The sequence below is a fragment of the Mesorhizobium sp. M0491 genome (assembly GCF_040321265.1).
Classification (GTDB): domain Bacteria; phylum Pseudomonadota; class Alphaproteobacteria; order Rhizobiales; family Rhizobiaceae; genus Mesorhizobium.
Window position 1 is genome coordinate 65,566 of record NZ_JAMYRE010000024.1, and the last position, 25,209, is coordinate 90,774.

Sequence of the window (25,209 nt, forward strand, 5' to 3'; positions counted from 1 at the left end):
GGCTGTCTCAACGTGATCATGCCGCATTGGCTGTTGGCGAAATCAGCGCCGAACGTTTGCCGCGATGGAGATCCTTGGCAAACACGCAAGCCGAACTGTGCCCAGGAGATAGCTTCAAGGCCGGTGGCATCTGTTGTTTGCATTCTTCGACCACCAAGGGGCAGCGAGTCCGGAACCTGCAGCCGGATGGTGGATTCGTAGGGCTCGGCACCTCCCCGATCATGACCGGAACCCTGCGCTGCTTTTCAGCGATCGGATCCACCTCCGGTGTCGAGGCCAGCAACATCTGCGAATAGGGATGGCCAGGGTGATCGTAGAGTTCCTGCGATGGCCCGTGCTCCACGATCTTGCCGAGGTACATCACGTAGACGCGCGATGCAGCCTGCCTGACCAACGCAAGGTCGTGGGCAATGAACAGGCACGCCACCCCCAAATCTTTCTGCAGGTGCAGGAAAAGGTTCATCACCTGGGCTCGGATGGACAGATCGAGTGCGCTAACTGGTTCATCGCAGATCAGCACTCTTGGATTCACGGCAAGGGATCGGGCAATCGCAACGCGCTGGCGCTGCCCTCCGGACAGTTCCCGCGTGTGCCGATCCTTCAAAGCCTCCGCCAGTCCGACCTGATCCAGGAGCGCCTTGGTACGATGGCTGCGGTCGGATTGTGATTTCAACCCGCTGATCAGCAACGCTTCATCGATCGTCTCACCGACCGTCTGTCTGTCGTTCAGGGACGAATATGGATCCTGAAACACGTATTGAAGCGCCCTGCGGCTTTCGCGCAGTGCTGCACCGGAGAGTGTGGTGAGGTCCACTCCATCAAGCAGGACTCGTCCCGCACTTGCCTTTTCGAGACCCACAATGGTGCGGCCGAGCGTCGACTTTCCGCAACCGGACTCGCCTACCAGACCGACGATCTCGCCCGGATAGAGCTCGATCGAGACGTCGTCGACGGCATGGATGAACTTGCCTCGCTGAACGCTTTTGAAGCGCGTCTGCAGATTTTCGACTTTCAGAACAGGACCGTGCGTCATGCTGCTGCCTTCCTTTGGTTGACAACCGCGCAGGCCACGACAACAGCGCTGTCGGCCGACCGCGCAAGTGGAGGGCGGCTTGCGGTGCATGCGGGAATTGCGAGCTCGCAGCGCGGGGCAAAGGCACAGCCTTTGAATGGCGCGCCCAGCGTTGGCGGTATCCCGGGAAGACCGCGAAACTCCGAACCGATCGGGTCTTCTCGCCGCGGGATCGCGTTGATCAGCCCTCTCGTGTACGGATGGCGTGGGGTCACGAGGACCTTGTCCACGGGACCTCGTTCGGCGGCCCGAGCCGCATACATGACAACGATGTTGTCGGCCGCTCCGGCGACTACCCCCATATCGTGAGTAATCAGCACCATGGCCATGTTGAGCCGCCGCTGCAGGTCCTTGAGCAGTCGCAGGATTTGAGCCTGGACCGTCACATCGAGAGCGGTCGTAGGCTCGTCCGCGATCAGAAGTTTCGGCTCGCCGGCCAGCGCAATGGCAATTACGATGCGTTGCCTGAGACCACCCGACAGTTCGTGGGGGAATTGACGAAGTCGCGCTGCTGGATCCGAGATGCCGACCAGCTTGATGAGTTCCAACGCCCGCTCCTCCGCGGCGCGCGGGGTCATCTTGAGATGGAGTTCCGCCATCTCGGCGATCTGCCTTCCAACACGGCGGACGGGGTTCAGCGCGCTCATCGGATCCTGGAAAATGAATCCGATCGACTTGCCTCGTATCTTACGGATCTCGGATTCCGGCAAGCCGATCAATTCACGCCCGTCGAAGCGCACCGATCCCGACAAGTTCGTCGTCACGCCGGTCGGCATTAGCCCGAGCGGCGCGAAGTTCATTACAGTCTTGCCGCTACCGCTTTCGCCGACGATGGCAAGGCATTCTCCCTGCCGGACGGTGTAGCTGACGCCATCGACGGGACGTACCGCGGCCTTGGCGGTGAGGAGATCGACCGTCAGATTGCTGACTTTCAAAAGGAGTTCGTCATGCATCGGAATTCTCCTTGGCCCAGCCGGCGATCTCAATTCTGCGCAAGGCGAGCGTCCGCCTCGAAAGCGGCTTGGGAATGCGATTAAGTGCTATGGATTCGCCGAGGATGTTGAAACCGATCACCGCAGCAGTCAGGGCTACGCCGGGCAGGATAACCTGGCGCGGATCGGACTCGAGATACGGTAAAGCATCAACAAGCATCTGTCCCCATTCTGGCGTGGGCGGCTGAATGCCCAGACCAAGGAAGCTGAGCGTTGCGACAGCCAAAGCGGCTGTCCCGGCATCCGCCGTCGCATAGACCATCACCGCGCCGATGGTGCCGGGCAGCAAATGGCCGAAGTAAATGCGACATGGGCTGGCGCCCAGCACACGCAGGGCCTCGATATGCGGCTTGCTCATGATGCTGACGGCCACGGCCCGGCTGATACGACCGCTCATCGGCCACCATGCCAGTGACAGAGCCAGTACCATGGTCCAGTAGCCCGGCCCGACGATCCCGATCACGGCAAGGGCAGTGATCAGGCTTGGGATGGACAGGCCGACATCGACGATGCGCATCAGCAGGTCGTCTACCCAACCGCGGTGATAACCCGCGATGGTCCCCATGGCGACACCGACCGTCATTGCAATGATGAGGACCGAGCCAACGCTGACCAATGACGTATTCGCAGCGATGATCAGGCGGCTGAGCGTGTCGCGCCCAAGATGGTCGGTGCCGAGCCAATGTGCGGCAGTTGGTCCCTGGCCGGTCTCCAGCAAGTTCTGTGCGCTGGGATCTTGTGGGGCGAGCCATGGCGCGAAGCTGCCCAGGGCGACGAAAAGGCCGATCACGATCAAGGCCACGCGGGGCATCTTGTTCAACCGGGCAAGTGCAGGCTTGAATCTATTCATGGTCAGCTCCATTGGCGCCGGATACGGGGATCGGTCATCAGAACTGCGAGATCTACGATCAGATTCACCACGATGAAGAAGGCGAGGAAGATCAACAGGCAGGCCTGCACGACCATGAAGTCCCGGAACTTCACGCCTTGGAGAAAGTAGTCGCCCACGCCCTGCCAGGCGAACAGCGGTTCAACGATGATAGCCGTTGCGGTCATCAGGCCGACCTGGGTTCCCAGTGCATTGATGAACACAGGTATGATGTTTGGCAGCGCGTCCCGGAACAGGATGGCGGTCCGTCCCAGACCTTTGCTTTTGGCCGTCAACACGAAGGGGCTGGCCATAGCCTCTTCCAGTCCCACACGAACGACACGGCTGAGCACGGCGGCGGGCAGCACCGCGACAGTGACCCATGGCAGCACCCAACTTTCCGGACCGCCGAAGCCGAAGGATGGAAAGAGCTGAAAGGTGACGGAGAATCCATAGATCATCAGCGCACCGACGAAGAATGTCGGTGTCGATGCGCCGAGAAGAGCCAAACCGCGCGAAACGCGGTCCGGCAGTGCGTAGGGCCAGAAGGCACCCAGGAATCCGAGAGCCAGGCCGAGCAGGGTCGCAACCACGCCGCTGCCACCGATAAGGGTACCGGTGACCAACATGCGCTTTGGCAAGTCCGCACTGACTTCCTGGCCCGTTCTGTAGGAGATGCCAAAATCTCCTCGGACTGCATCGCCAAGCCAACCCGCGTAGCGCATCAGCAGCGGCTTATGCAGTCCGATCTCTTCGGCAACCTTTTCGACATAACCCGGTGTTGCGACTGCTCCTCTGAGTTCAGCGATGAGAACAGCGACATTTCCCGGAGCCGAAACAACCAGGGTAAAGCAAACCAGAGACGCCATGAACAGCAGTACGAGGGAGTGCTTCAGCCTCTTGCTGATGAAGTGGATCAAAGCGCCCTCCCTCTACTCGGCCAGCACGATATTTTCGTATGGCATGTCGTATTCGGTGACCGGGCTGGTGAAGCCCTGGACCCGCTTGGAGTGCGCCCAGATGCTGGGAACGTAAACCAACGGCGCTATCGCGTCGTTGTCACGCAGCCAGTCGTAAACCTTTTGGATCGATGGCTCTATCTGATCACCAGTTGCTGCCGTCGCCGCGTTGATCAGCGGGTCCAGGTTGGCCGGATCGGTGAACAGCTTGCCTTCGACATCGTTGTTGAAGGTCGAGAGGCACAAGGCCACCACCGTGCCGAACGGATCGTAAGGAGCCCCATAGGTCAAGAAGAAGCCGAGATCGTATTTCCTTTCGAGCATGTCGGTGTGCTTGGAAGCGTGGTCGACAGAGCGGACGATCAAATCGATGCCGATTTCCTTCATCTCGGATTGTATGACTTCGGCCACGACGCGAGAGCCGGGAACGGCGTCGGGACTGACGACAATCTCAAGCGTCAGTGGCGTGCCGTTCTTGGAACGCACGGGCCCACCCGTCCAACCCGCCTTCTCCAGGAGCGCTGATGCGGCCGCAACGTCGCGAACTGGGGCATCATGCTGGGTGCCAGCAAATGGCAATGCATCGGAGAACAGGTTGCCCGCCGGTCGGGCAAAGCCTTGGTAGAGCGCCTGGGAAATCGCCGCGCGATCGATCCCTATGCTGATGGCCTTGCGCACTTGCGGATCCTTAAGCGCTTCGGTGCGATCGGGATTGAAAGCCATCACCAGTGTGACGTTGCCGGGATCGATGACCACGTTGAGCCCTGCGGCCTCGAGTTGCTTTGCCTCAACGGGGGTCAGCGGCGCGATCCAAAACCCGCCGACGAGATCGATCTCGCCAGCGCGCAGGGCTGCAACCCGCGCGCGCGGATCAGGGATGACCTTGGCTTCGAGACGTTGATAAGTCGGCTTGTCGCCCCAGTAGCCGTCGTAGCGCTCGAAAACACTTTGTGTATCGTCAGCGCTAATTTGACGCCAAGGCCCGGTGCCGACGGGTTCGACAAATTTGCCATTCGCATCGACCGATTTGGGGCTAAGGAACCTCGGCGGCCGCGTGTATGAAAGCTCCTGCATGAGCGCCAGCGGCGGCTCCTTGAAATGAAGGGCCACTTGGTGGTCATCGACCACCTCCAGTGATTGAAAATACTTGGAGCAGTTCATCCAGCTGAACTGATCGAGTCCCAGCCAGCGCTCAAGATTCCACTTGCAGCTGGCTGCATCGAACGCTGTGCCGTCCTGGAAAGTGACCCCCTTGCGCAATGTAAGGTGCAGTGTCTTGCCGCCGTCTTCGATCTTCCAGTCGGTCGCAAGGCAAGGCTCGATCTGGCCGCCCTTGCCGTACCGCACCAGCGGATCGAACATCAGGTCCTGAATGGCCCAGATCGCGTAGTGGCTCTGCGGATCGAGATTGCCCGCAGGCTTGGCGATAGCCACTCGCAATGTGCCCGCCGCCCCTTCGGCAAAGGCAAACTTGGTGAAGGTAGCATCGGTTATGGCGAGCCCTAACGCGCCTGACCCGATCTGCAGAAATGTACGCCTGTTGAATGACATTGGTTGCTCCTCTCGTTGCTTATTGTTCCCTGGGGCCTAGGTTGCCTCGAAAGGCACGGGGCCTTTTTTGTATAGACATATTACATTATCGTATACAATCTAATTTAGACATCGTATCCCTTCTAATAAGTTTTTGTGCTCATTTGCGCAGGTGAGGTCTGCACCGCAACCCCGCCTCGCGCGACGACCTTGCCGCGCTTGACGACCAACGCGCGCGGCCGGTGGGACACGACGGCATCGGCGAGTGTCTCGCCTTCCACCAAAACCATGTCCCCCCAGCAGCCGGGCATCAGGCCGTACCTTTCCAGCGCAAGAACTCCGGCACCGCCGCGCGTGCAGACGTCGAGGGCCCATTCGAGTTCATCGTCGCGGCGAAAATTGTTGCGCAAGCCGACAAACATCGCGCGTTCCAGCATGTCACCACTGCCGTAAGGTCCCCAGATGTCACGGATGCCGTCATTTCCGGCGCCGACGACCACTCCAGCAGATCGCAATTTGGCGACCGGAGGCGACGGCTGCGATGCCGGCCCGGTGGTAAGAATATGGATCGAAAGCTCCGCCAACTCGTCGATTAGTCGGCCGACATAATCGGCATCGTGCATGCCGAGACAGAAGGCATGGCTGACTGCCACCCTTCCCTGCATGCCGAGTGCACGGGTGCGTTCGATGATGAGTTCGAGCGAAAAGGCGCCAAGCTCTCCCGCTTCGTGCAAATGTATATCTATGGGCCGGCCAAAACGTTGAGCGAGGTCGAAAATTGCATCGAGGTGCCCTTTGGGATCGCGATCAACCCCAGCAGGGTCCAGCCCGCCGACCACCTCGGCGCCCATTTCCAACGCCCGTCGCATAAGTTCGACAGTGCCAGGCCGGATCATCATACCGCCTTGAGGAAAGGCGACGATCTCAATATCGACGAGGTCTCGTAGCTCGTCACGAGTGCGCATGACGCCCTCTACACCGGCAAGGCCGTGCACGGTGTCGATATCGACGTGGCTACGGATATGGGTGGTGCCTTGCGCCACTGAGGCAAGCGCCTGTCGACGCGACTGGCGGACCGGATCGATACCCAAGCGGATCTTGGCTTCACGCTCGGTCTCGATCTTGTCTATCAAGCGAGGGCCGACTTCATTGCGATACCACGCCATTCCGATCATCGATTTATCGAGGTGGGTGTGCGCTTCGACCAAGCCCGGAACGACGATGCGACCTCCGCCGTCCTCCACCAGCCCGCCCAAAGGTGAAAGCTCCGGCTCGACGCGGGTAATGCGGCCATTCTCAATAAGAATATCCACATTGGCGCCAGCCATCGGGCGCACATTTCTAATCAACAAATTGGTTGTCATGCGGTGCGCTCCTCCCAGAGGCAGCCTATCGTCTGCGGCACGGCGACGGCCGCGCCTGCAGGTCCGTGTACGTAACTACCGCATAATTGTATACCTATTTCAAGATAAATCGTATCCCATATTGACAAAAATATATCTTGATCGATAAGTTGCGGGAGCTTAGGGGGATGCGATGACCAAATCGAGTCGAGCCGAAAACGTCTACTTGTCGCTGCGTCGCGCCATCATTGAGCAGGCGCTTCGCCCCGGTATGAAATTGCCCGAAGACGCCATCGGCGAGCAGTTCGGCGTTAGCCGGACCAGCGTACGAAACGCGCTTGTCCGACTGAGTGCCGAAGGCCTGGTGGAGGTGAGGAATAATCGCGGAGCCTGCGTCGCCGAACCGACGCTCGAGGAAGCGTTAGATATATTTTCCCTACGACGCTGCCTGGAGCGCGAGGTAGTGGACCGGCTTTCGCGAAAGATCACACCCGCTCAATTTGCGGCACTTGAGGGCCACGTCAAACTTGAAAGGGACGCAGTAAACACGAGCGGACCATTATCGATACGGCTGGCGGGCGAATTCCACATTCTGCTGGCCGAACTCACGGGATCGAAGCCGCTGACCCGTTATGTCAGCGAGATTGTATCGCGCTGTTCGCTGATCCTAGCCTTGTACAGCCGTCCGCACTCCGATCAGTGCGGCGTCGACGAACACGTCGAAATCATTCAGGCGCTGCGCCAACACAATCCCGAGCGCGCCATGCATGCGATGGAACACCATCTCGAGGCACTCGAGGCTCGGGCGCAAATCAGCGATCAAACTGAGCCCGACGTTCGCTCCATCCTGAGTACATACGCTCAGGCAGGGTGACCAACTCTCAAGCAGCTTGGCAAAATTCAGGAGGATATAATGCTCAACCCCCAGCCCGAGCCGGTGGGGCAGCGGAGCCGCGTGAGCATCGACTTCGCCCGCATCTCGGCACGCGAACGCTACAAGCTGCTGATCGGGGCAGTGGTGCCTCGGCCAATCGCTCTGGTGACCACACGACACCCCGACGGGACTGTCAATGCTGCGCCCTACAGCTTCTTCAATTGCCTCTCGGCCGATCCTCCAATCCTAGCCCTGGGTGTGGAGAACCATAATGACATGTCCTTCAAAGATACGACGCTCAACATCCGACTGACTGAGGAATTCACAGTCAACATCGTGGACCATGCGCTGGTTGACGCCATGAACGTCTGTGCCGTCCCATTTCCTTCCCACATTGACGAACTGGCCGAGGCCGGACTGACGCCTGTGCCCGGTGAGACGGTCCAATGCCCCTACATTTTCGAAGCGCCTATAGCCTTCGAATGCCGCCGACATTTGACGCTTGGCCTGGGTAAGTCGCGCGAGATTGTCCTTGGTCAAGTTATGCGGATGCACATTCGTGAGGATCTTGTTGACCAGGAGCGTTTCTATATCGATCAACTCGCGCTAGACGCCGTCGGCAGAATGGGTGGACACGGTTATTCGACCACCCGCCACCAGTTTGACCTGCCAACGATGTCGCATGAGCAATGGTTGGCAATGAGGCCTATGCCACCCAACACCGATGGATAGCGCCCTGATCGCGCAACGCGCTCGTCGCTTCAATCATCCTTCCTGATCGGGCAGAGACGCTGCCTGCGGCCAAGGACCCTGCCGATGCCGGGCTGGGAGAATATTCACTGCAGCTGGGCTACAGCGCACTGGAAGCTGTTAAAACCCCTTGCGGCAAAGGGTTTCAAGATCCGCCTTTGTCATTTCCTCGATGCCGAGCGCAGGAAGAATATCATTATCTCCCTTGAGATCCCGGCCATAAGCCGCCGACAAGATGGAAATTCCGGATTCATGGAGTGTCGCCGGATTTCCGCTGATCTTCCCCAGAACGGCAGTCGGTAGCAGGCCGAACGGAACATCCTCGAGAATATAGCGGCTCTGGATGGTTGTCGGGCCAAACCCGCCGCGGCCTAGACGATCCATCTCCTGGTTCATTTCCGAAACAGTGCCCATGGGGACGTGGAACGACAATGAAAAATGTTCCTGGACGGTACGAACCGCGATACCGAAATGGGCAGCGATGGCCAACCGTTCGGCATCCAGAGCCTCGATCAAGCGACCAACGGCAGGAGTGACATTTCCCCCCTGGCTCCACTGCTCGGCCTTCTCCATGCGTGTGAGATTGAGAAGGGCAATTCCCAGATGGTTCTGCGGATTAAGGTTGCTGAGCGCAATCGCCAGCAGACCATCCCGCTTGACGAAACGATCGCCGAACAAGGCCGTGCAAAGCTGGTACCCTTGGTCGAGCGCATCGAAAGGCAGCGTCGCGACGTCAAGCTTCTGGCGAATGGAAGTGACATTGACTTCGGTTGGTCCGAGCTGGCGCCCAGTCAGTAGTGTTGTGCCCCAAACGACGATCGGCAACCTGACCTTGCGCTCGGTCAACCGCTTCCGAAGATACAGCGCCCCGAACGAACTATGCGAACTGATGATGACCGGAATTCCATCTGCCAGATGAGGGACGGCGGCTTCCATCACCATCTTGTGGCCGTAAGCCGGAAGCGCTATCACCACCACGTCCGCCTGGTCGATAGCATCTCTACAATCCTTGGCAATGCGCACCGGCACCGTCGCCTCGATATCACCCGTCGCCTTCAATAATTCGCCAGCAGCCAACGTTCTGGTGCGGTGTCCCGACGGTGACCAAAGTGTTGGCGAGTGTCCCGATTGTGCCAAATAGACCGCAAGGCCATAGGCAATTGCTCCGGCGCCCAGAATACTTACGCGCATAACATTCCTCCTGTTGCAGGCTTTATGGTTCGAGAATCCTTGCCGTCCCCGCCTGCAAGTTTTTTCATCACGAGGTTTCGAATTGGAGTCACCTCGGTTGCCCCCAGCCGTTTCGATCAAGGGCTCCGGCTCTGAGCCGGCAAGCGCCGCTGAGAACATTAGTTTCCGCTTGACATATATCAAAAATGAATGAGACGATGTCAATCATACGTATTTCACATGTAGGGAGAATATGGAAACTCGGGACCTTCAGACCTTCCTTGCGGTGGCTGCCAGCGGCAGCATTACCAAGGCGGCTGACATGCTCGGGCGTTCCCAACCTGCGGTGACACGCACCATTCAGGATCTTGAGGGCGAACTTGGCTTCGAATTGCTGCACCGGGTCGGTCGACGGGTGCAGCTATCTGAAGAGGGTGTCGCATTTGAAGAAGAAGCGCGGCGACTGCTGATGTCCTTCACCGAACTCGCGGCGCGGGCCAAGATGATCGCCGCCGGCCGGGGTCGGATCCTGCAGATTGTCACAACCTCCGCGATCGGCACTGGCCTGATCCCGACGGCCATGGCCGAGCTCAAGGGTATCGAGCTTCCGCACGAGACACATCTCGGACAGTTTCTTCCCTCCATCGTGGCCCAGGAAGTGCGCAGCGGTCGTGCCGAGATCGGCTTTTCAAGCCTGCCGCTCGATACACCCGGCCTGGATGTCCTGCGGCTCTATTCGGCGCCCGATGTTGCTGCTGTGCGGGAGGACGATCCGCTGGCAGAACTCGACGTCATACCGCTTTCGGCCTTTGCCGGCCGTCGCGTCGCTACCTTGCTCAACCCGCTGCGTTTCCAACTGCACGTCTCCAAGGCATTGGCCGCCAGGGGTATCGACACCGGGCCAGTGATCCGGACGAATACTGCCTATGGCGCGTTGCAGCTTGTGCGCCGGACCGGCGTTGCCGCTGTCATTGATCCCCTCACCGCCTATGGCGTGGCCTTGCCAGGGGTCGCCATCCGCCCGATTGACGCGACCGTTCTCTTTTATTGGGGGGTTGTGGCTGCCGAAAAACGTCCCCTTCGTCCAGTCGCACAGGCGTTGATGGAGGCGGTCGAAGCGGTGGCTGAACGATCGATAGTCGGCTTCAAGAAACTCGATCCGGCCTTGGCCGGCCAACTGGTGACCGATCCTGCATCCGCCACAAATCACGGAACGGGGATATGAAGCATTCCCCCACCGCGCCAATTTTGACAAGTCTTGCCGCGCTCGAGGCACAGCTGGCGCAGGATCTCGACTTCCTCGAACTGCCTGCCAGGCCATGGGTCCCGGCACGTTCGCGCGATGGTGTCCCTGTCCGTGACGTCGTGGTGATCGGCGCCGGCATGTGTGGACTTGCTGCCACGGCAAAGCTGGTGCTGACGGGGATAACCAATGTCGTCGCCTATGACGCGGCTCCGGCAGGGCTCGAAGGGCCGTGGGTAACGTTTGCCCGCATGCAAACGCTCCGGTCGCCGAAAACCCTGCACGGTCCGTCGCTCGGCCTGCCGCAATTGACGTTCCGCGCCTGGTTCACGGCGCAATGGGGCGTTGAGGCCTGGCGGTCGCTGGACAAAATCCCCAAGGGCCAGTGGATGGATTACCTGGTCTGGTACCGCAAGGTCCTGGCTCTGCCATTGCGCAACAGCGTGCGCATGACCGCCGTCGAACCCGTTGGTGATCTGATTGCGATCGATATCGAAGGCGCGGAATCCGGCCGGGTTCTCACCCGTCGTCTGGTTCTGGCCACCGGTCGCTCCGGTCTGGGCGGTATTGCCGTACCCGATTTCCTCAACGGGATCGATCGCGCCTATTGGGCCCATTCTGCCGACGACATCGATTTCGATGCGCTGAAAGGCAAGCGTGTGGCAGTTATCGGCGCCGGTGCCTCTTCCATGGACAATGCTGCGACCGCACTCGAGGCGGGCGCCGGTTCTGTCGACATGTTGATCCGGCGCAAGGAGATGCCGCGCATCAACAAGCTGACCGGCATCGGCAGCCCGGGTGTCGTACTCGGCATGCATGAATTGCCCGATGCCTGGAAGTGGAAGTTCTTCGACTACACCGCCTCCACCCAGACGCCGCCGCCGCGTTCATCCACGCTTCGCGTGTCTCGCCACGCGAATGCCCGGTTCTTTCTCGACTGCGGCATCGTTGCGGTAAGGGAAGATCCGGAGGGCCTGCTGATCGAAACCACACAAGGGCTGATGCGCTACGACTTCCTGATCGCGGCAACCGGTTTTTCAAATGACTTCAACGGCCGCCCGGAATTCGCGGCGATCGCCCCACATATCCGCACCTGGTCGGATGGCCGATATAGGCCGGATATGGGGCCGGGTCGTGCAGGCATGTCGGACGCGCCGGATCTCGGTCCTGCCTTCGAGTTTCGCGAACGCGTCCCCGGCTCCTGCCCGATGCTTGCACATATCCACTGCTTCAACGACGCCGCCATGCTGACGCACGGCAAGGTCTCCGGCGACATCCCGGCCGTCAGCGCCGGTGCCGACCGTCTTGTGCGCGGCATTGCCGCATCGCTGTTTGCCGAGGATGTCGAAACCCACTTCGCCAATCTGATCGCCTACGACACGCCCGAACTTCTGGGCGACGAGTGGGTCGATTCAACACCCTTGTTGCACAAGGAGGCCGCGCTGTGATTGACGCAATGGACAAGGCAGCGGGTCTTTCACCGGACGATGCCCTTTTCGCTGCACGGCGGTTTCGGCCCGAATTCGTGCGAGGGGCCGAGGAATGTCGCCTCTCGGTGCTGCACCCGGCAAACGATCAGGGGCTGGCGCCGAATTTGCGTGTTGCTCTTGCCCGTCGCATGGCCGCCCTGAATGCCGATCCGGTCCTGGTGGCCGAATATGATGTTCAGCTGGATCAGCTTGATCCTACAGAGCAGCTTCTGGCTGTAGCCCAGGGCGAGACGGCTCTGGAAGAACCATTGGCGACTATCGCCCGGCACGCCGACCTGGTCACGGTGACGCCAAAAAAGGCCGAGGCGAGCGACATCGCCCTGCTCGCCCAGGCCGGATTGAGCAATCCTCAGATCGTCGCGCTCTCCGAACTGATTGCCTTCGTCAACTTCCAGACGCGGGTAGCGACCGGCTTGCGATTGATGAGGTCGGCATGATTTCCTCGGTGCGCCTGAAGCCGCTGAACTGGCAGCCATACATCGCGCCGGTCAAGCTATCCGAAGCCACGCCGGAACAGCTTGAAGCGATGAAGGTTACGCCTTCGGCCAAGAAAGTTTCGGAATATGTGCGCACCCTTGCGCATGACCCAGAGAGCTATCTTGCCCGCACGGTTCTGTTCAACGCAATCATGTATGTCGAAGGCGGGCTCGCCCGTCCCGACCGCGAACTTGGCGCATTGGGGGCCTCGATCGTCAATGGCTGCAAATTCTGTGCCGTTGTCCACGCCCGCCGGCATGCGGAGTTGACCAAGAGCGACCAAGTGGTCACCGCACTTTATCTCGACAAACCTGAAGCGCTCGGCCAACGCGATGCGGCAATCTACAGCTTTGCCCGCCGCCTGTCGGCGGCGCCGTCGGAAGCGACGGCAGACGACATCGCCGCGCTTCGATCAGTTGGCATGGATGACCGCGAGATCATCGATCTGATCCACGCCATATCGATCTTCGGCTGGGCAAACCGGCTGATGCACGTTCTCGGCCATGCGGAGAGCGGGTGATGATGTCGCATGCGGTCAAGGCACTCCGTCCCACACTGTGAAGGGCACCAACCAGAATGCTTGAACTCAAAGATATAAAGCTGTCCTACGGAAGCACGCAGGTTCTGAACGGCGTCAATCTCTCGGTAAAGCGGGGTGACGTGGTGTCGATCATCGGCCCCAGCGGCACCGGCAAGACCACGTTGCTGAAATGCATCAACTACCTTGCCAAGCCGTCCTCAGGAACCATCGCGTTCGATCAGATTCGGATGGATTACCAGCGTGCCGACAAGACCGCTGTCCAGGCGATCCGGTTGCGAACGGCGATGGTCTTTCAGCAATTCAACGTCTTCAAGAACATGACGGTCCTGCAGAACGTGATGGATCCCCTGGTGATCGTGCAGCGCAAGTCCGCAGATGAGGCGCGGGAGATCGCCTTGCGGGAGCTCGAGCGGGTCGGCCTCACCCCGAAGCGAGATAGCTATCCCTCCCAACTGTCGGGCGGCCAGCTCCAGCGCACCGGCATCGCGCGCGCCCTGGCGGTTCGCCCCGACGTGATACTCTTCGATGAGCCTACGTCATCGCTGGATCCCGAGCTCGTCGGTGAAGTTCTAAAGGTGATCAAGGATGTCACCTCGTCAGGGATCACTTCGCTGCTTGTGACCCACGAGATGCAATTCGCAAAGAACATCTCCAACCGGATTGTCTTCATGGATCGTGGCGTGGTTGCCGCCGATGGCAGCCCGGCTGAAATCTTCGATGCACCTTCCAGCCCGCGACTTGCCCAATTCCTGCAGTCGGAACTCGCTTTTCAATAGCTCAACAAGAAGGGAACCTAAGAAATGTCTGCAATCACATCCAGTTTTTCTCGCCGCTATGCCCTGGCCATCGCTGGCGGCATCGCAATTGCCCTTGCAACAGCGGGGATCAGCCATGGCCAGACCGTTCGGACGATCAAGATCGCCACCTCTGCCGAATCCAAGCCGCTGGCATGGGGCGCGATCGGCGTCGAGCCGCAAGGCTATGAGCCCGATCTTCTGAAGGCGATCAACGCAAAGCTGCCGCAGTATAAGTTCGAAATGGAAGGCGTCTCCGACATTGCCCAGGAAACCGGCCTCGCCACGGGCAAGTACGACGTCGCGGTCGGTGGCTACTACAAGTCGCCCGAACGCTCCAAGCAGTTCCTCATTCCGGAAAATCCCATGGGCGCCAGCCTGATGAAGATTTACAGCAAGAAAGACAGCGGCATTAAGGAAATGAAAGACCTGGTCGGCAAGAGGATCGTTCCGACCACGGCCGGCGGTGGAACCTACAAGTTCATCATGAATTGGCAGAAAGAAAACCCGGAATACAAGCTCGATGTCACGGCATCGAGTGCCGGTATCCCCTACCCGAACCGGCTGGACGAAGTTCAGAACGGCAAGTTCGACGCTCTCGTCCTGCCGTCGAATCTCGGTGAGCAGACCGTCATCGAGCAAAAGAAACTCGATATCGTGGCGTCCGAGCCAGTGTTCAGCAACAACACCTACATGCTGATCCACCGATCTGACGAGAACAAGGTTCTGGCCGACGATGTGAACAAGGTTCTCAAGGAATTGAAAGACGACGGCACGATCGAAAAGCTCTCGCAGAAGTGGTTCGGCGAGGGCATCGTCCAGTACATGAAATAGCACGGCCGTCGGCGACCATATTCGCTAGTCAGCGGCAAGGCTGAATTGCAAGAAGGAGCGTTCAAAGTGGATGTATCTGCTATGATTCCCGAGTTGCTCTCGGCACTGCCGCTGACGCTCGCCATCACGTTTACAGCCCTCATTTCCGGGTTCTGCCTGGCTCTCATCGCGACAACCCTCCGGGTCCGCAGGGTGCCAGTCATCAGTCACCTGGTGGACCTCTACGTGTCCTATGCCCGGAGCGTTCCTGTCGTACTGCAGTTGTTCGTCGCGTTTTATGGGCTTCCGCTGTTGGTGATCCTGTTCGGCGCCAAAGATTTTATTTCGGCGACGATGGCTGCCATGGTGGGGTTGAGCCTCTACCACGGCGGCTATCTGTCGGAAGTCATGCGGCCTGCATACCTGGCCGTCGATCGCGGCCAGCACGATGCGGCCGACAGCCTTGGATATACGTTCCGACAGAAAATTACTCGCGTCGTCGGCCCGCAAGCGGTGCACTTCGCTTTGCCGGGCTATGGGAACTCCGTCATCTACCTGATCCATAACGTTGCGCTGGTCATGTACATCGGGGCGGCCGACGTCATGGCGACTGCGCATCTGATCATGGAGCGAGACTACAACCAATTCCAGTTCGAAACCTATCTCGTCCTGGCGGTCATCTATTCGCTGATGTGCCTGGTCGCATGGCTCATCGTGCGCTTCTTCGAGCTTCGATCACCGATGCAAGCGCCTGAGGCGACGCCAACAACCCCGATCAAGAACCAGCTCCTCGCGAGCGTCTGACGTAAGGGTATTCAACCATGTTTGATACCGATATTTTGCTCCAGGACACGCAGGAAATTCTGAGTGCCGTACCCGTGACGATTGGAATGGCGCTCATGATTTTCGTCCTGTCGACGATAGTCGGCAGCATATTCGCACTTATCGAATACAGACGGGTACCGGTGCTGCGAGAGCTCATCATGACTTACAAGATCGTCTTCAAGGGCGTTCCGATGGTCATCGTTATTTTCCTCGCCTATTTCGGTCTGCCGCCCGCATTCCAGTTCCTATTCTCATTGCTTGGTATCAACTTCAACGCCCACGAAACCCCCAATTGGGTCATCCTTGTAGTTGCGATTACCGGCTGTGTCGCCGCGTTCCAATCGGAGATTATCAAGGGAGCCCTGAATGCATTCGACACCGGTCAGTCGGACGCAGCCCATTCGCTGGGCTATACGGGCGGCCAACTGTTCCGACGTATCCTATTTCCCCAGGTGGCCCTCACGGCAATTCCTGACCTGACGACTTCGATGATGGTCATCATGAAGGCCCTTTCTCTCGGATTCGCCATCGAGGTTGTCGATATCTTCGCCCAGTCCCAGTTGACCGCCGCGCTGAACTACTACTACCTCGAAGCCTTCGTGATTGCCGTCGTGATCTATATGGTGATTGCCTATATCGTCACACAGATTGCCGACAGGCTGGAGCAGGCGCTGAGGGTGCGGACATGAGGTGGATGTGGGATAGAATCGTCAAGCTTCGGATATCGAGCCGTACCTTGGAGGCAATTCTGTTGGCCATGAAAAGCCCGAGGAGAAGCCCAAGTAGCCGATGTATGTATCGATGATTTTGAGTGCCTGCCGGTCGACCCCATGCCGCCTGGAGCGTGGGCAAATAGACTGAGCTTGCATGCCGACTTGCATTCTCTATCGGCAGCTGCAGATGACACATATTTGTTGAGGTGGGTTCTCCCCCGTCTGGAGGGCTTCCCCTTAGCGGGCGCCGGGCTTTGGACGACAACGAGCCCGCCCGCAGTCTAAAGTATGATTGCGATCAGCGTCGCCCTTACGATCTTGCGCGTGACGCTAATGACATCGACAGCGCCGATAAATTGGGTGTCAACGCCAACCGCAGCCACGCGCCAAAGATTCCCCCAACCCTTGCTACCCAAAATCCCGTGTAGAACATCGGGCGCTGGCACCAGGCCCGTTGTCAACGTCAGCCCAACTGCCTCAGCGCCTTGACCTGCTCCACCGCAACTTTGATAAGCCGAGGTGTCAGTTAGCGCGCCGTCTCGAGGAGCTCGGCCTCAAGTTCCGCCCGCTCGCGCGAAAGCGGGCGTGTCTTTTCCAGACCATCAAAAAAGTCCATCAATGGCATCTTGAGGATGCGCGCTAACTCGGCAAGCGTCTCAATGCTGGGTAGCTGTTTGCCGCGTTCGATATTGGAAATGCTCTCAGGGGTGCGCCCAACACGGTCAGCCAACACTTCCTGGCTCAGCTTCGCCCCGCGCCGCGCAGCCTGAACTCGCGCACCTATAGCCTGCTTTAAAGAGTCGCTCATACTTGAAGCGTGACTTCGGCATTTCTCGTTGACAACGAAGTCAGCTTCAGCATTGGTCATCATCATGAAGTTTACTTCAAGTCACGTCAGAAACATCACCGAACCAGCGGTGACCGCGTCCAGTGTGAAGCCGGCACATCCTTTCAGAAAGAGCGTCATACCCGAATGAGTGCATTGCTCCTATCATCCCTGCAAGACATTGCCACGCCGCTGCGTCGACACCCTCTGGTGCGCAATGCACCGAGCGTCGGAGAGTCTCCCACCAGCGTCTCAGCGCCGGCTTATGACGAGCGCTGGCTTCGCGATCTTCTATTTCGACATCCCGAACTCATCGTCGCCGACCGCGATCACGGCCTTGGAGATATCGTTCCCCTATGCTGCGAACTCCCTCTGCCTCGCGCGGGCGGGACAGTATTTGCGGACCTCCTGGGCGTTAGCAGAAGTGGCCGGCTGGTCGTCATCGAGTGCAAGCTTTGGCGAAATCCCCAAGCACGACGAGAAGTGTTGGCGCAGATCCTCGAATATGCCGCTTTGCTACGACACTGGAGTTTTGGCGATCTATCCTCGACCTTGAGGCGCAAGCTGACCTTGGTTGATCCCAACCCGATCTTCGCCGCGGCGAAGCTTCGGTGGCCAGACCTGGAAGAAGCTCCGTTCGTCGATGCGGTAACACGATCGCTAAGACTCGGAGATTTTCAGCTCATCATTGCCGGTGACGGCATCCGATCGGACACTCACGCGATTGCCGAGCACCTCAACGCGCAGGGCGGCGGACTAGCCCAACTCGCGCTACTTGAAATCCAGATTTGGCAAACGACTTCTGGAAATATTATCGTTATGCCTACGGTGCCGCTGCGGACCGAAGTCCTGCAGCAGAGAGTTTTGGTCGACCTCGCCGGTATGCCGCTCTATTTGGAAACGCCAGAACCTATCAGCGCCCCGCCCGCTGACACCATGGAGAATGTTGTCGATCCCGACCGAGTAAACCGGCGGGGCATCAACCGTGCATTCTGGCAGCGGTTCATTGATGAGGTACAGTTCGACCACGCAGACCAACTGGCACCACGCCACGGCGGCGACAATTGGGTGAGAGTTCCCCTGCCCGACCCGCTAGGATGGCTGACTGCCTTTCGGTCGACTGGCAGCAGAGCCGAAGTCGGCCTGTTCCTGACCTTCCGCGAAGAGGATGGTCAGGCTCTCTTTGATGAATTCCACAACGACATTGCAGAATTGCGCGGAGAAACCGGCCTTGATTTGGTCGCGCGGCTGAAATCGGACAGGCCATTTCATGCGGAGTTGGGCGTGTTTAGGCCAAGGTCAGACTTCGCAGACGAAGGCCAGCAGCTCGACTGGCTCTGCCATGCGGCTAATCGCTTTGTTTCGTTGATCCGCCCAAGGCTCAGCCTGATGGCGGAGGCTGCCGAATGACAAGGCTGCTCAAATGGGAACGGCTGGCCCTGGAGGGCGACTTCTCAACCATGCCCGCGCCCCTTAAGTGGGATCAATCCGGCCGCTTCGCCCATTTCCTCAACGGGTACGAGGTCGCCGGAGGAATGGACGCTCTAGCCGGCCTTGCCATCGCAATGTCGGGGCAAGCTCGCAAGACGGGCAAATGGCAAGGCAGCGCGCTCGACCTTTGGCTCAGCCTGTTCTTCCAGCAACGCGCCCATCGCCATACCGGATCAGAAGACAATGACCCAATTCTCGACGAACTGTGTGAAGCGCTTCGTGTGGCTCTCAATCAACTGACGCCGGAAGAGGCCAAGGCATTGGCTCTGCGGCTCAAACAGGAGGCCCTTTAGCTCAGCATTTTGCGAATCAGCTTGCGACGCTGAGGTCGCTGAAAAAGCATGTATTGGCTCGGCCTAGATATAGGCCAACAAAATATTTTGTCGGCCTTCGGCATCACTTTTGCCGAGCGACAAAATATTTTGTTGCAATCTCAAGTCGTGATAACACAAAGAAAAATGCATTTAGTTCAAGTTTCGTTCGATGGATCCGAAGATTTGGTATTTTGCGCCAAGTCAATGGTCGCTATTCTCTGGGTAATTCTCAGGAACATACCGATGTCGGTCGTTCCTGGGCTGGCATTCAGAGGATCTCATGGCCACCAACATCACCACAGTTTCGATCCACGCACTCACCCCTTACCGCAACAACGCTCGCACCCATTCCAAGAAACAAATCCGACAAATTGCCGACAGCATCGAAAAATTCGGCTTCACCAATCCGGTCCTGGTCGACGAGAAGAACAACGTCCTTGCCGGCCATGGCCGACTCTCAGCAGCGCGCCTGCTGGGATGGAAGAACGTTCCAACCCTCTCGATCAACCATCTCAGTGAGGCGCAGAAGCGCGCTTACATCCTCGCCGATAATCGGATCGCCGAGAAGGCCGGCTGGGACAAGCAGATCCTGGCCATCGAGTTGCAGGCGCTGGTCGATCTCGACTTCGATGTGAGCCTCACCGGCTTCGACATCCCAGAGGTCGATCTGATCATCAGCGAGTTCTCGCCGGACAATCAGGATGATGAAGCCGAAGGGGACGAAGCGGAACATCTGGAGCAATCGGCGGGGCCAGCAGTAACACGGCCTGGCGATCTATTCCTACTTGGCGATCATCGACTGCTTTGCGGCAACGCGCTTTCGGCAGAGCATTTCGATATGCTGATGCAGGGCGAGAAGGCATCCGTCTGTTTTACAGACCCGCCCTACAATGTTCCGATCGGCGGACACGTCAGTGGTCTTGGCAAGACAAGCCACCGGGAATTTGCAATGGCATCCGGCGAGATGTCCGACGATGAGTTCGCAAGGTTCCTGGAACAGTCGTTCTCACTGATTGCTGGGTCGAGCAAGCCGGGCGCTATCGCCTTCGTGTGCATGGATTGGCGTCATATCGCAGAGACCACATTGGCGGGTAAACAGACGTTCGGCGATCTGCTCAATCTGTGCGTCTGGAATAAGACTAATGCCGGCATGGGCAGCCTCTACCGCTCTCAGCACGAGCTGGTGCTGGTGTTCAAAAACGGGAAAGAGCCGCATCGCAACAACGTCGAACTCGGCAAACACGGACGTCACCGCAGCAATGTCTGGACCTACCGCGGCGCCAACAGCTTTGGCACGACGCGGATGGAAGAGCTCGAAGCCCATCCGACCGTCAAACCTGTCGCTCTGGTTGCCGACGCACTGCTGGACGTCAGCCGCCGCGGCGACGTCGTGCTGGACCCATTTGGCGGCTCGGGGACCACGCTACTCGCGTCGCACAAGACAGGGCGCCATGCACGCCTTATCGAGATCGATCCTCACTATTGCGATCTGATCATCCGCCGCTTCGAAAGGCATACGGGCAAGCAGGCAACGCTCGCCACCACGGGCGAGACGTTCGAGGAACTGTGCGAGCAGCGTGGAAGCCTCGAATCTTCCGACGCACGCGCCAAAACAGCGTCCGCGACCCCGGCGCCTGAAACTGTGGGAGGCCTGCTGTGACACGGAGAAAGAAACCTGCCGACTACTCGATAGGCTACGGCAAGCCTCCAACTGAAACCCGGTTCCAGAAAGGAATGTCAGGCAATCCGAAAGGGCGACCGAAAGGCAAAAAAAACATGAACACTATTGTACGTGAGACGCTCTTTGGGCCGATCCAAATCCAGCAGAATAGCAGGACGACGACGGTGACGGCACTCGAGGCCATCCTCCTCAAAATGCGCAACAATGCGCTTTCAGGCGATTTCCGGTCGGCGGCCCATGCTCTTCAGCTCGCATCCCGTTGTGCCGAACTTGAGGAAAGCCGGCAACCCGATGCAGAGGTCGACGTGTTCGATCCGCAAACAATGGTCGACATGATGCGGGATTATCTCGACCACAAGGACTCGCCAGAGAATGATACCGAGACCCGTTCCAAGACCGGCGACGAGGGAGACGAGGAATGAACGCTCCACTCCCCCTACCGGGCCGACCATCCTCCTCGCCCGTTGCACCGACTGCCCTTCAGCTGCTGTTGGGCGCGGCCCGCGATGACTTGGCGACCTTCGTGGCGCTGGCTTTCTCCGCTGTCGATCCAGGTGCCAAGTATTTGCCCAACTGGCACATCCGAGCGATTGCGCATCAGCTCGAGCGCGTCTCAGCGGGCAAGTGCAAGCGCTTGATCATTACGATGCCACCGCGATCGTTGAAGTCGGTCACCAGCTCGGTCGCGTTCCCGGCATGGATTCTTGGCCGCGATCCGTCGAAGAAAATGATCTGCGTCTCTTATGCTCAACCTCTTGCGGTCAAGCACGCCAACGACTTTCGAACAGTCGTCAACACCGCCTGGTACCGGTCGATGTTTCCGACCTTCAAGGTTAGCCCGCGCAAGAACACTGAAAATGAGCTGCAGACCACGCTCGGCGGTGGGCGCCTGGCGACCTCGACCGGTGGTCAGCTAACCGGCCGCGGTGGCGACATCATCATTATCGATGACCCCTTGAAGGCAGATGAAGCGCATTCGGAATCGGCTCGCAATAGGTGCGCCGACTGGGTTCGCACGACATTGATGTCGCGCTTCGACAATCCCGCTGCCGGTGCCGTCGTCCTTGTCATGCAAAGATTGCATGTCGACGACCTGGCAGGCGTGCTTCTGGAGACTGGCGGCTGGGAGCATTTGAACCTGTCGGCGATTGCCGAGCAGGACGAACGCGTCCAGACAAGTGTAAATCGCTGGCACGATCGCAAGTTTGGCGACTTGCTCCACCCCGCGCGTCTGGGACACGCGGAACTGGACGGTCTAAAGCGCCTATTAGGATCGCTCAACTTTTCCGCGCAGTACCAACAATCCCCTGCCCCACCGGACGGCAACATGGTCAAGAGGGTGTGGTTTCGCGACTACGATCCGCATCAGTTCGACCGTCGGTCGATGACCATCGTTCAAAGCTGGGACACCGCCCTTAAGGGCGACCCCTCCAGCGATTACTCCGTCGGAACGACATGGGCCAAGGATGACAACAACTATTATCTCCTTGATCTCGTGCGCGTCAGGGCAGCTTATCCAGACCTCATCAAGTCCGTCAAAAACTCCCTTTTGGAGCACGACCCTGACATCATCCTCATTGAAGATGCCGGCTCTGGCTCAAGCCTCATCGCCGACTTGGAAAGCCAAGACATCAGCACGACGCCGGTAAAAGCCAGAACCGACAAGGAAAGTCGGCTGTCACGCGTTGCCGCGATGATCGAAAACGGCAACGTCAATCTTCCGAAAGACGCACATTGGAGAGATGACTTCCTGCTTGAGGTGCTCGCATTTCCGCATGGCAGGCACGACGACCAAGTCGATTCCATGACGCAGGCGCTGATCTGGATGAAAGACGACAAGCCTACGGGAAGGTTCTATATCGGCAAATTTTGAAGTCCTGCTCCAAAATCTGGGCGCTTTCGCGAAATGTCAGCTTTGCGCCCACATAACGACGTTGAGCAGAACCCGGCCGCATCCGAGGAGCGGACATTAAAGCGAACGGACGATGTAGCACGCCGATGCCGCTAGACGATCCGAGATACTGAGGTTGTCGGCTCAATGATCGCAGCTTGTAGCAGAGCGCGAAAGGCTACGGTCAGGACAGCCGCCGCGATCTGCACCCGGAGGGTTCGTTGCCATTGTTTTCGGGCGCCCACACCATCAGTTACGACCTTCGAAGCGTTCGGGGTTTTGAGACGCCCGCAACGCCGCCGTCGATTTTCTGTATTTCAAACCGAGACAAAACCCGAAATGTACGTCCTTAACCATTCATTGACTCGCGCCCCTTGCAATCTCTAAATCGGTTCTGAGGGAACGTTCTTGCACGTTGCGTTTTGAGGCGCTTGATGTTGAACCGACTCGATCACCCAAACCTTTCCCCCGATGATTTGCAGACCTGCAAACGGGTCTTCGAGCGGCTTTGTTCCGAGCGAAATTTCGACCATACGAGCGAAGAAGCAGAGCACATCGCTCCGGCGGTGATCCGTCACTTTCAAGAAGGCCACATGGACGAAGGCGATCTTTGGCTTGCCGTTCGAATGTGCCGCACATTTCGGGAGGCCTTGGCAATGCATCGCAGTGTCGGTCGGCTGGCCTACTATCAGGGCGCCCGACCTGGCTCGGATTTGCTGAACAGCCTGGCATAGACTTCGAGTTGGCCATGAAAGCTACGGCCGTACCGATACGCCTGACCGACGCGGCTGCGCGAAGACCCTATGACTAACCAGCTACCACCTCGCAGCTATTCTGAGGCAGGTAGCTGCTTCACGCTCTCTTGATTGAGGAGAGTTGCCAGCCCGATAATGATCTGCGGCATAACAAACGGCTTGGTGATCATCAGGCTGTTGGGCACTCCAAGCGACGGCCAGTCGTCCGCGCCATCGCCGCTCATGTATATCACTGGCATAGTGGGATTGACGGTTCGGAGGTGTCTGGCCACATCCCACCCGGTTCGGCCGTCTCCAAGCCTGATATCTGTGAGCAGAGCCGCAACTCGCTCCGGCTCACGATCAAAAATTGCAATGGCTTCAAGGCCCTTTGAGACGGGAATCACCTCAAACCCGGCCTCCCGGAGGGAGCTTTCGATGTCCAAGAGAATGATGCTTTCATCTCCACAACCAGTACGGAAACCGACGGCATTGAAAGGTATGCCTCCCTGAGTATTCCTCGGCAATTCAACGGCCGCAGGCCCGAAAATGCTCCTTAGACAATAACATATGTTAATGCGGCGAAAGCGGGCTGGGACTCGGAGGGCGCAGCCGAAAGGGAGGAGCCTCACGCAAAACAGTCATTTAGATAGGAACTTATAAACATATGTTATAGTTTGGAGGGTTCTGAGTGGTAGGTCATAGGGGAGCACGATTTGAGGTCTGACTCGAGCGTCGCCTTGTCCCAAGGCTTATCGGAGAGAGACATCACAGAGGCGCAAGCCCTGGAGTTGATATCGCTTCTAGGAGCGAATTGGTCCTCCCTGATGCGGGAGGCCAAAGGCATCAAGCACAATCTAAGGTCACCAACCATGCCGCCCTCGAGAACATTAGCGCCCCCAGCAAGTTAGGGCCAACCCCAAACAGGTTCTTGATGGCACAGGCTCCCTCTTCGAACATTTTAATCCGCAAGCTCCAGACCATCTCGGAACTCGCACCGTCAGATATTGCGCTCTTGGGGAACATCTCGATTCAGGAGAAGGAATATCATGCCAACGAAGACATTCTGCGCGAGGGCGACAAACCGACCCTTTCCTTCGTCGTTCTGGACGGCTTGATAGGCTCGACCAAACTAACCGGCGACGGCAAGCGTCAGATTTCCTCCTTTTTTGTTCCGGGCGACATTCCCGACCTGCATGGTTTGCATTTGTCGGTCATGGATTCCACTTTCACACCTTTCATGCCGACGCGGGTGGGCTTCATGCGGCATGACGCTCTTCACGATATTTGCGACCAGCACCCTTCGATAACGAGAGTGTTTTGGCGCTCGACGGTGATCGATGCGGCGATTTATCGAGAGTGGGTCACCAACGTCGGGAGACGCGACGCCTATGCTCGTATGGCTCACCTTCTTTGCGAACTGATAGTCCGCCTGCACTCCGTGGGCCGCATTGAGGATCGTGTGGCCCACCTTCCGATCACGCAGGCTGCACTTGGCGACGCACTTGGGCTTTCCACCGTGCACGTGAACCGGGTGCTTCAGGAACTTAGACGCGACGGTCTGATATCCACCGTTGGCTCGCGTTTTCATGCGACCGACTGGGCAGGGCTCGTCCGCGCTGCAGATTTTGACTCTACCTATCTGCACCAAAGGGCTGCGCAAACAGGTGCCGATTTCTGAGCCTGCTGGCTCGCTCATAATCCGTTCAGCCAAGCCCTTCGCGATCCGCCGGTCACAGCTTGACGAACCCGACCGCAGACATAAAATAGCGACGGCATGACTTCTCAAAGATACGACCTCAGGAAGGAGCCCGACGA

Annotated in this window: 26 protein-coding genes; 17 read left to right on the plus strand and 9 right to left on the minus strand. The window is 58.3% G+C overall.

Annotated elements, in window-relative coordinates:
- Positions 1-16 precede the first annotated feature (16 nt).
- The 6 genes from NKI69_RS26680 to NKI69_RS26705 all read right to left on the minus strand — a co-directional run bounded on the left by NKI69_RS26680 (position 17) and on the right by NKI69_RS26705 (position 6,785).
- Complete coding sequence (locus NKI69_RS26680; protein WP_352722842.1) at positions 17-1,033, minus strand: ABC transporter ATP-binding protein; 1,017 nt, start codon at positions 1,031-1,033, stop codon at positions 17-19.
- Positions 1,030-2,025 carry an ABC transporter ATP-binding protein gene (locus NKI69_RS26685; RefSeq protein ID WP_352445366.1) on the minus strand — a complete coding sequence of 332 codons (996 nt, stop codon included), beginning with the start codon at positions 2,023-2,025 and terminating at the stop codon, positions 1,030-1,032. Before NKI69_RS26685 ends, NKI69_RS26680 begins: the two co-directional genes overlap by 4 nt.
- The gene (locus tag NKI69_RS26690; RefSeq protein WP_352722843.1) at positions 2,018-2,926 is read right to left on the minus strand and encodes an ABC transporter permease; all 909 of its coding nucleotides are present in this window, start codon (positions 2,924-2,926) and stop codon (positions 2,018-2,020) included. Before NKI69_RS26690 ends, NKI69_RS26685 begins: the two co-directional genes overlap by 8 nt.
- Positions 2,917-3,852, minus strand: a complete 936-nt coding sequence (locus tag NKI69_RS26695; protein WP_352722844.1) for an ABC transporter permease — start codon at positions 3,850-3,852, stop codon at positions 2,917-2,919. Before NKI69_RS26695 ends, NKI69_RS26690 begins: the two co-directional genes overlap by 10 nt.
- Positions 3,853-3,864: 12 nt before the next feature.
- Complete coding sequence (locus NKI69_RS26700) at positions 3,865-5,442, minus strand: nickel ABC transporter substrate-binding protein (protein WP_352679033.1); 1,578 nt, start codon at positions 5,440-5,442, stop codon at positions 3,865-3,867.
- A 122-nt stretch (positions 5,443-5,564) separates the two neighbouring features.
- Positions 5,565-6,785 carry an amidohydrolase family protein gene (locus tag NKI69_RS26705; protein ID WP_023809588.1) on the minus strand — a complete coding sequence of 407 codons (1,221 nt, stop codon included), beginning with the start codon at positions 6,783-6,785 and terminating at the stop codon, positions 5,565-5,567.
- A 172-nt stretch (positions 6,786-6,957) separates the two neighbouring features.
- Here NKI69_RS26705 and NKI69_RS26710 point away from each other — a divergent pair, with 172 nt between their 5' ends.
- Together NKI69_RS26710 and NKI69_RS26715 are read left to right on the plus strand one after the other, a co-directional pair.
- Positions 6,958-7,638, plus strand: coding sequence for a GntR family transcriptional regulator (locus NKI69_RS26710; RefSeq protein WP_352442495.1), 681 nt, complete (start codon positions 6,958-6,960; stop codon positions 7,636-7,638).
- Between the two features lie 39 nt (positions 7,639-7,677).
- Positions 7,678-8,370, plus strand: a complete 693-nt coding sequence (locus tag NKI69_RS26715) for a flavin reductase family protein (RefSeq protein WP_127291983.1) — start codon at positions 7,678-7,680, stop codon at positions 8,368-8,370.
- A gap of 138 nt (positions 8,371-8,508) precedes the next feature.
- On the opposite strand, the gene NKI69_RS26720 is transcribed toward NKI69_RS26715, so the two are convergent.
- Entirely contained in the window at positions 8,509-9,579 is a 1,071-nt protein-coding gene (locus NKI69_RS26720) for an NAD/NADP octopine/nopaline dehydrogenase family protein (RefSeq protein ID WP_352722845.1), read from the minus strand.
- Positions 9,580-9,811: 232 nt separating this feature from the next.
- Here NKI69_RS26720 and NKI69_RS26725 point away from each other — a divergent pair, with 232 nt between their 5' ends.
- The 8 genes from NKI69_RS26725 (at position 9,812) to NKI69_RS26760 (ending at position 16,430) form a co-directional block, all read left to right on the plus strand.
- Positions 9,812-10,783 (plus strand): LysR family transcriptional regulator, encoded by a 972-nt coding sequence (locus NKI69_RS26725; RefSeq protein WP_127291977.1) that lies wholly within the window; start codon positions 9,812-9,814, stop codon positions 10,781-10,783.
- Positions 10,780-12,249 (plus strand): NAD(P)-binding domain-containing protein, encoded by a 1,470-nt coding sequence (locus NKI69_RS26730; protein ID WP_352722846.1) that lies wholly within the window; start codon positions 10,780-10,782, stop codon positions 12,247-12,249. Before NKI69_RS26725 ends, NKI69_RS26730 begins: the two co-directional genes overlap by 4 nt.
- An 8-nt stretch (positions 12,250-12,257) precedes the next feature.
- The gene (locus NKI69_RS26735) at positions 12,258-12,728 is read left to right on the plus strand and encodes a CMD domain-containing protein (RefSeq protein ID WP_206535270.1); all 471 of its coding nucleotides are present in this window, start codon (positions 12,258-12,260) and stop codon (positions 12,726-12,728) included.
- Positions 12,725-13,288: a peroxidase-related enzyme gene (locus NKI69_RS26740; RefSeq protein ID WP_023809595.1), complete on the plus strand. Its 564-nt coding sequence runs from the start codon at positions 12,725-12,727 to the stop codon at positions 13,286-13,288. The genes NKI69_RS26735 and NKI69_RS26740 overlap by 4 nt, the downstream gene beginning before the upstream one ends.
- Before the next feature lie 56 nt (positions 13,289-13,344).
- The gene (locus NKI69_RS26745; protein WP_023809596.1) at positions 13,345-14,085 is read left to right on the plus strand and encodes an amino acid ABC transporter ATP-binding protein; all 741 of its coding nucleotides are present in this window, start codon (positions 13,345-13,347) and stop codon (positions 14,083-14,085) included.
- Between the two features lie 24 nt (positions 14,086-14,109).
- Positions 14,110-14,937, plus strand: coding sequence for a transporter substrate-binding domain-containing protein (locus NKI69_RS26750; RefSeq protein WP_352722847.1), 828 nt, complete (start codon positions 14,110-14,112; stop codon positions 14,935-14,937).
- 66 nt (positions 14,938-15,003) lie between these two features.
- The gene (locus NKI69_RS26755) at positions 15,004-15,720 is read left to right on the plus strand and encodes an amino acid ABC transporter permease (protein WP_023809598.1); all 717 of its coding nucleotides are present in this window, start codon (positions 15,004-15,006) and stop codon (positions 15,718-15,720) included.
- 17 nt (positions 15,721-15,737) lie between these two features.
- Positions 15,738-16,430: an amino acid ABC transporter permease gene (locus NKI69_RS26760; protein WP_023809599.1), complete on the plus strand. Its 693-nt coding sequence runs from the start codon at positions 15,738-15,740 to the stop codon at positions 16,428-16,430.
- A 550-nt stretch (positions 16,431-16,980) separates the two neighbouring features.
- Here the strand turns inward: NKI69_RS26760 and NKI69_RS26765 are convergent.
- Complete coding sequence (locus NKI69_RS26765; protein ID WP_352722848.1) at positions 16,981-17,328, minus strand: helix-turn-helix domain-containing protein; 348 nt, start codon at positions 17,326-17,328, stop codon at positions 16,981-16,983.
- Between the two features lie 438 nt (positions 17,329-17,766).
- Between NKI69_RS26765 and NKI69_RS26770 the strand changes: the two genes are divergently transcribed.
- The 6 genes from NKI69_RS26770 (at position 17,767) to NKI69_RS26795 (ending at position 23,391) form a co-directional block, all read left to right on the plus strand.
- Positions 17,767-18,690 (plus strand): hypothetical protein, encoded by a 924-nt coding sequence (locus NKI69_RS26770; protein WP_127291972.1) that lies wholly within the window; start codon positions 17,767-17,769, stop codon positions 18,688-18,690.
- The gene (locus NKI69_RS26775) at positions 18,687-19,064 is read left to right on the plus strand and encodes a hypothetical protein (protein WP_127291969.1); all 378 of its coding nucleotides are present in this window, start codon (positions 18,687-18,689) and stop codon (positions 19,062-19,064) included. Before NKI69_RS26770 ends, NKI69_RS26775 begins: the two co-directional genes overlap by 4 nt.
- Before the next feature lie 301 nt (positions 19,065-19,365).
- Positions 19,366-20,745 carry a site-specific DNA-methyltransferase gene (locus tag NKI69_RS26780; protein WP_352442492.1) on the plus strand — a complete coding sequence of 460 codons (1,380 nt, stop codon included), beginning with the start codon at positions 19,366-19,368 and terminating at the stop codon, positions 20,743-20,745.
- Complete coding sequence (locus NKI69_RS26785) at positions 20,742-21,188, plus strand: DUF5681 domain-containing protein (protein ID WP_352722849.1); 447 nt, start codon at positions 20,742-20,744, stop codon at positions 21,186-21,188. The genes NKI69_RS26780 and NKI69_RS26785 overlap by 4 nt, the downstream gene beginning before the upstream one ends.
- The gene (gene terL, locus NKI69_RS26790; protein ID WP_127291963.1) at positions 21,185-22,639 is read left to right on the plus strand and encodes a phage terminase large subunit; all 1,455 of its coding nucleotides are present in this window, start codon (positions 21,185-21,187) and stop codon (positions 22,637-22,639) included. Before NKI69_RS26785 ends, terL begins: the two co-directional genes overlap by 4 nt.
- 452 nt (positions 22,640-23,091) lie before the next feature.
- Complete coding sequence (locus NKI69_RS26795) at positions 23,092-23,391, plus strand: hypothetical protein (RefSeq protein WP_127291960.1); 300 nt, start codon at positions 23,092-23,094, stop codon at positions 23,389-23,391.
- A 95-nt stretch (positions 23,392-23,486) separates the two neighbouring features.
- Here NKI69_RS26795 and NKI69_RS26800 read toward each other — a convergent pair whose 3' ends face one another.
- Positions 23,487-23,837: a response regulator gene (locus NKI69_RS26800; protein WP_245273111.1), complete on the minus strand. Its 351-nt coding sequence runs from the start codon at positions 23,835-23,837 to the stop codon at positions 23,487-23,489.
- Positions 23,838-24,325: 488 nt separating this feature from the next.
- Between NKI69_RS26800 and NKI69_RS26805 the strand changes: the two genes are divergently transcribed.
- Positions 24,326-25,072, plus strand: a complete 747-nt coding sequence (locus tag NKI69_RS26805) for a Crp/Fnr family transcriptional regulator (protein WP_023809607.1) — start codon at positions 24,326-24,328, stop codon at positions 25,070-25,072.
- Positions 25,073-25,209 lie beyond the last annotated feature (137 nt).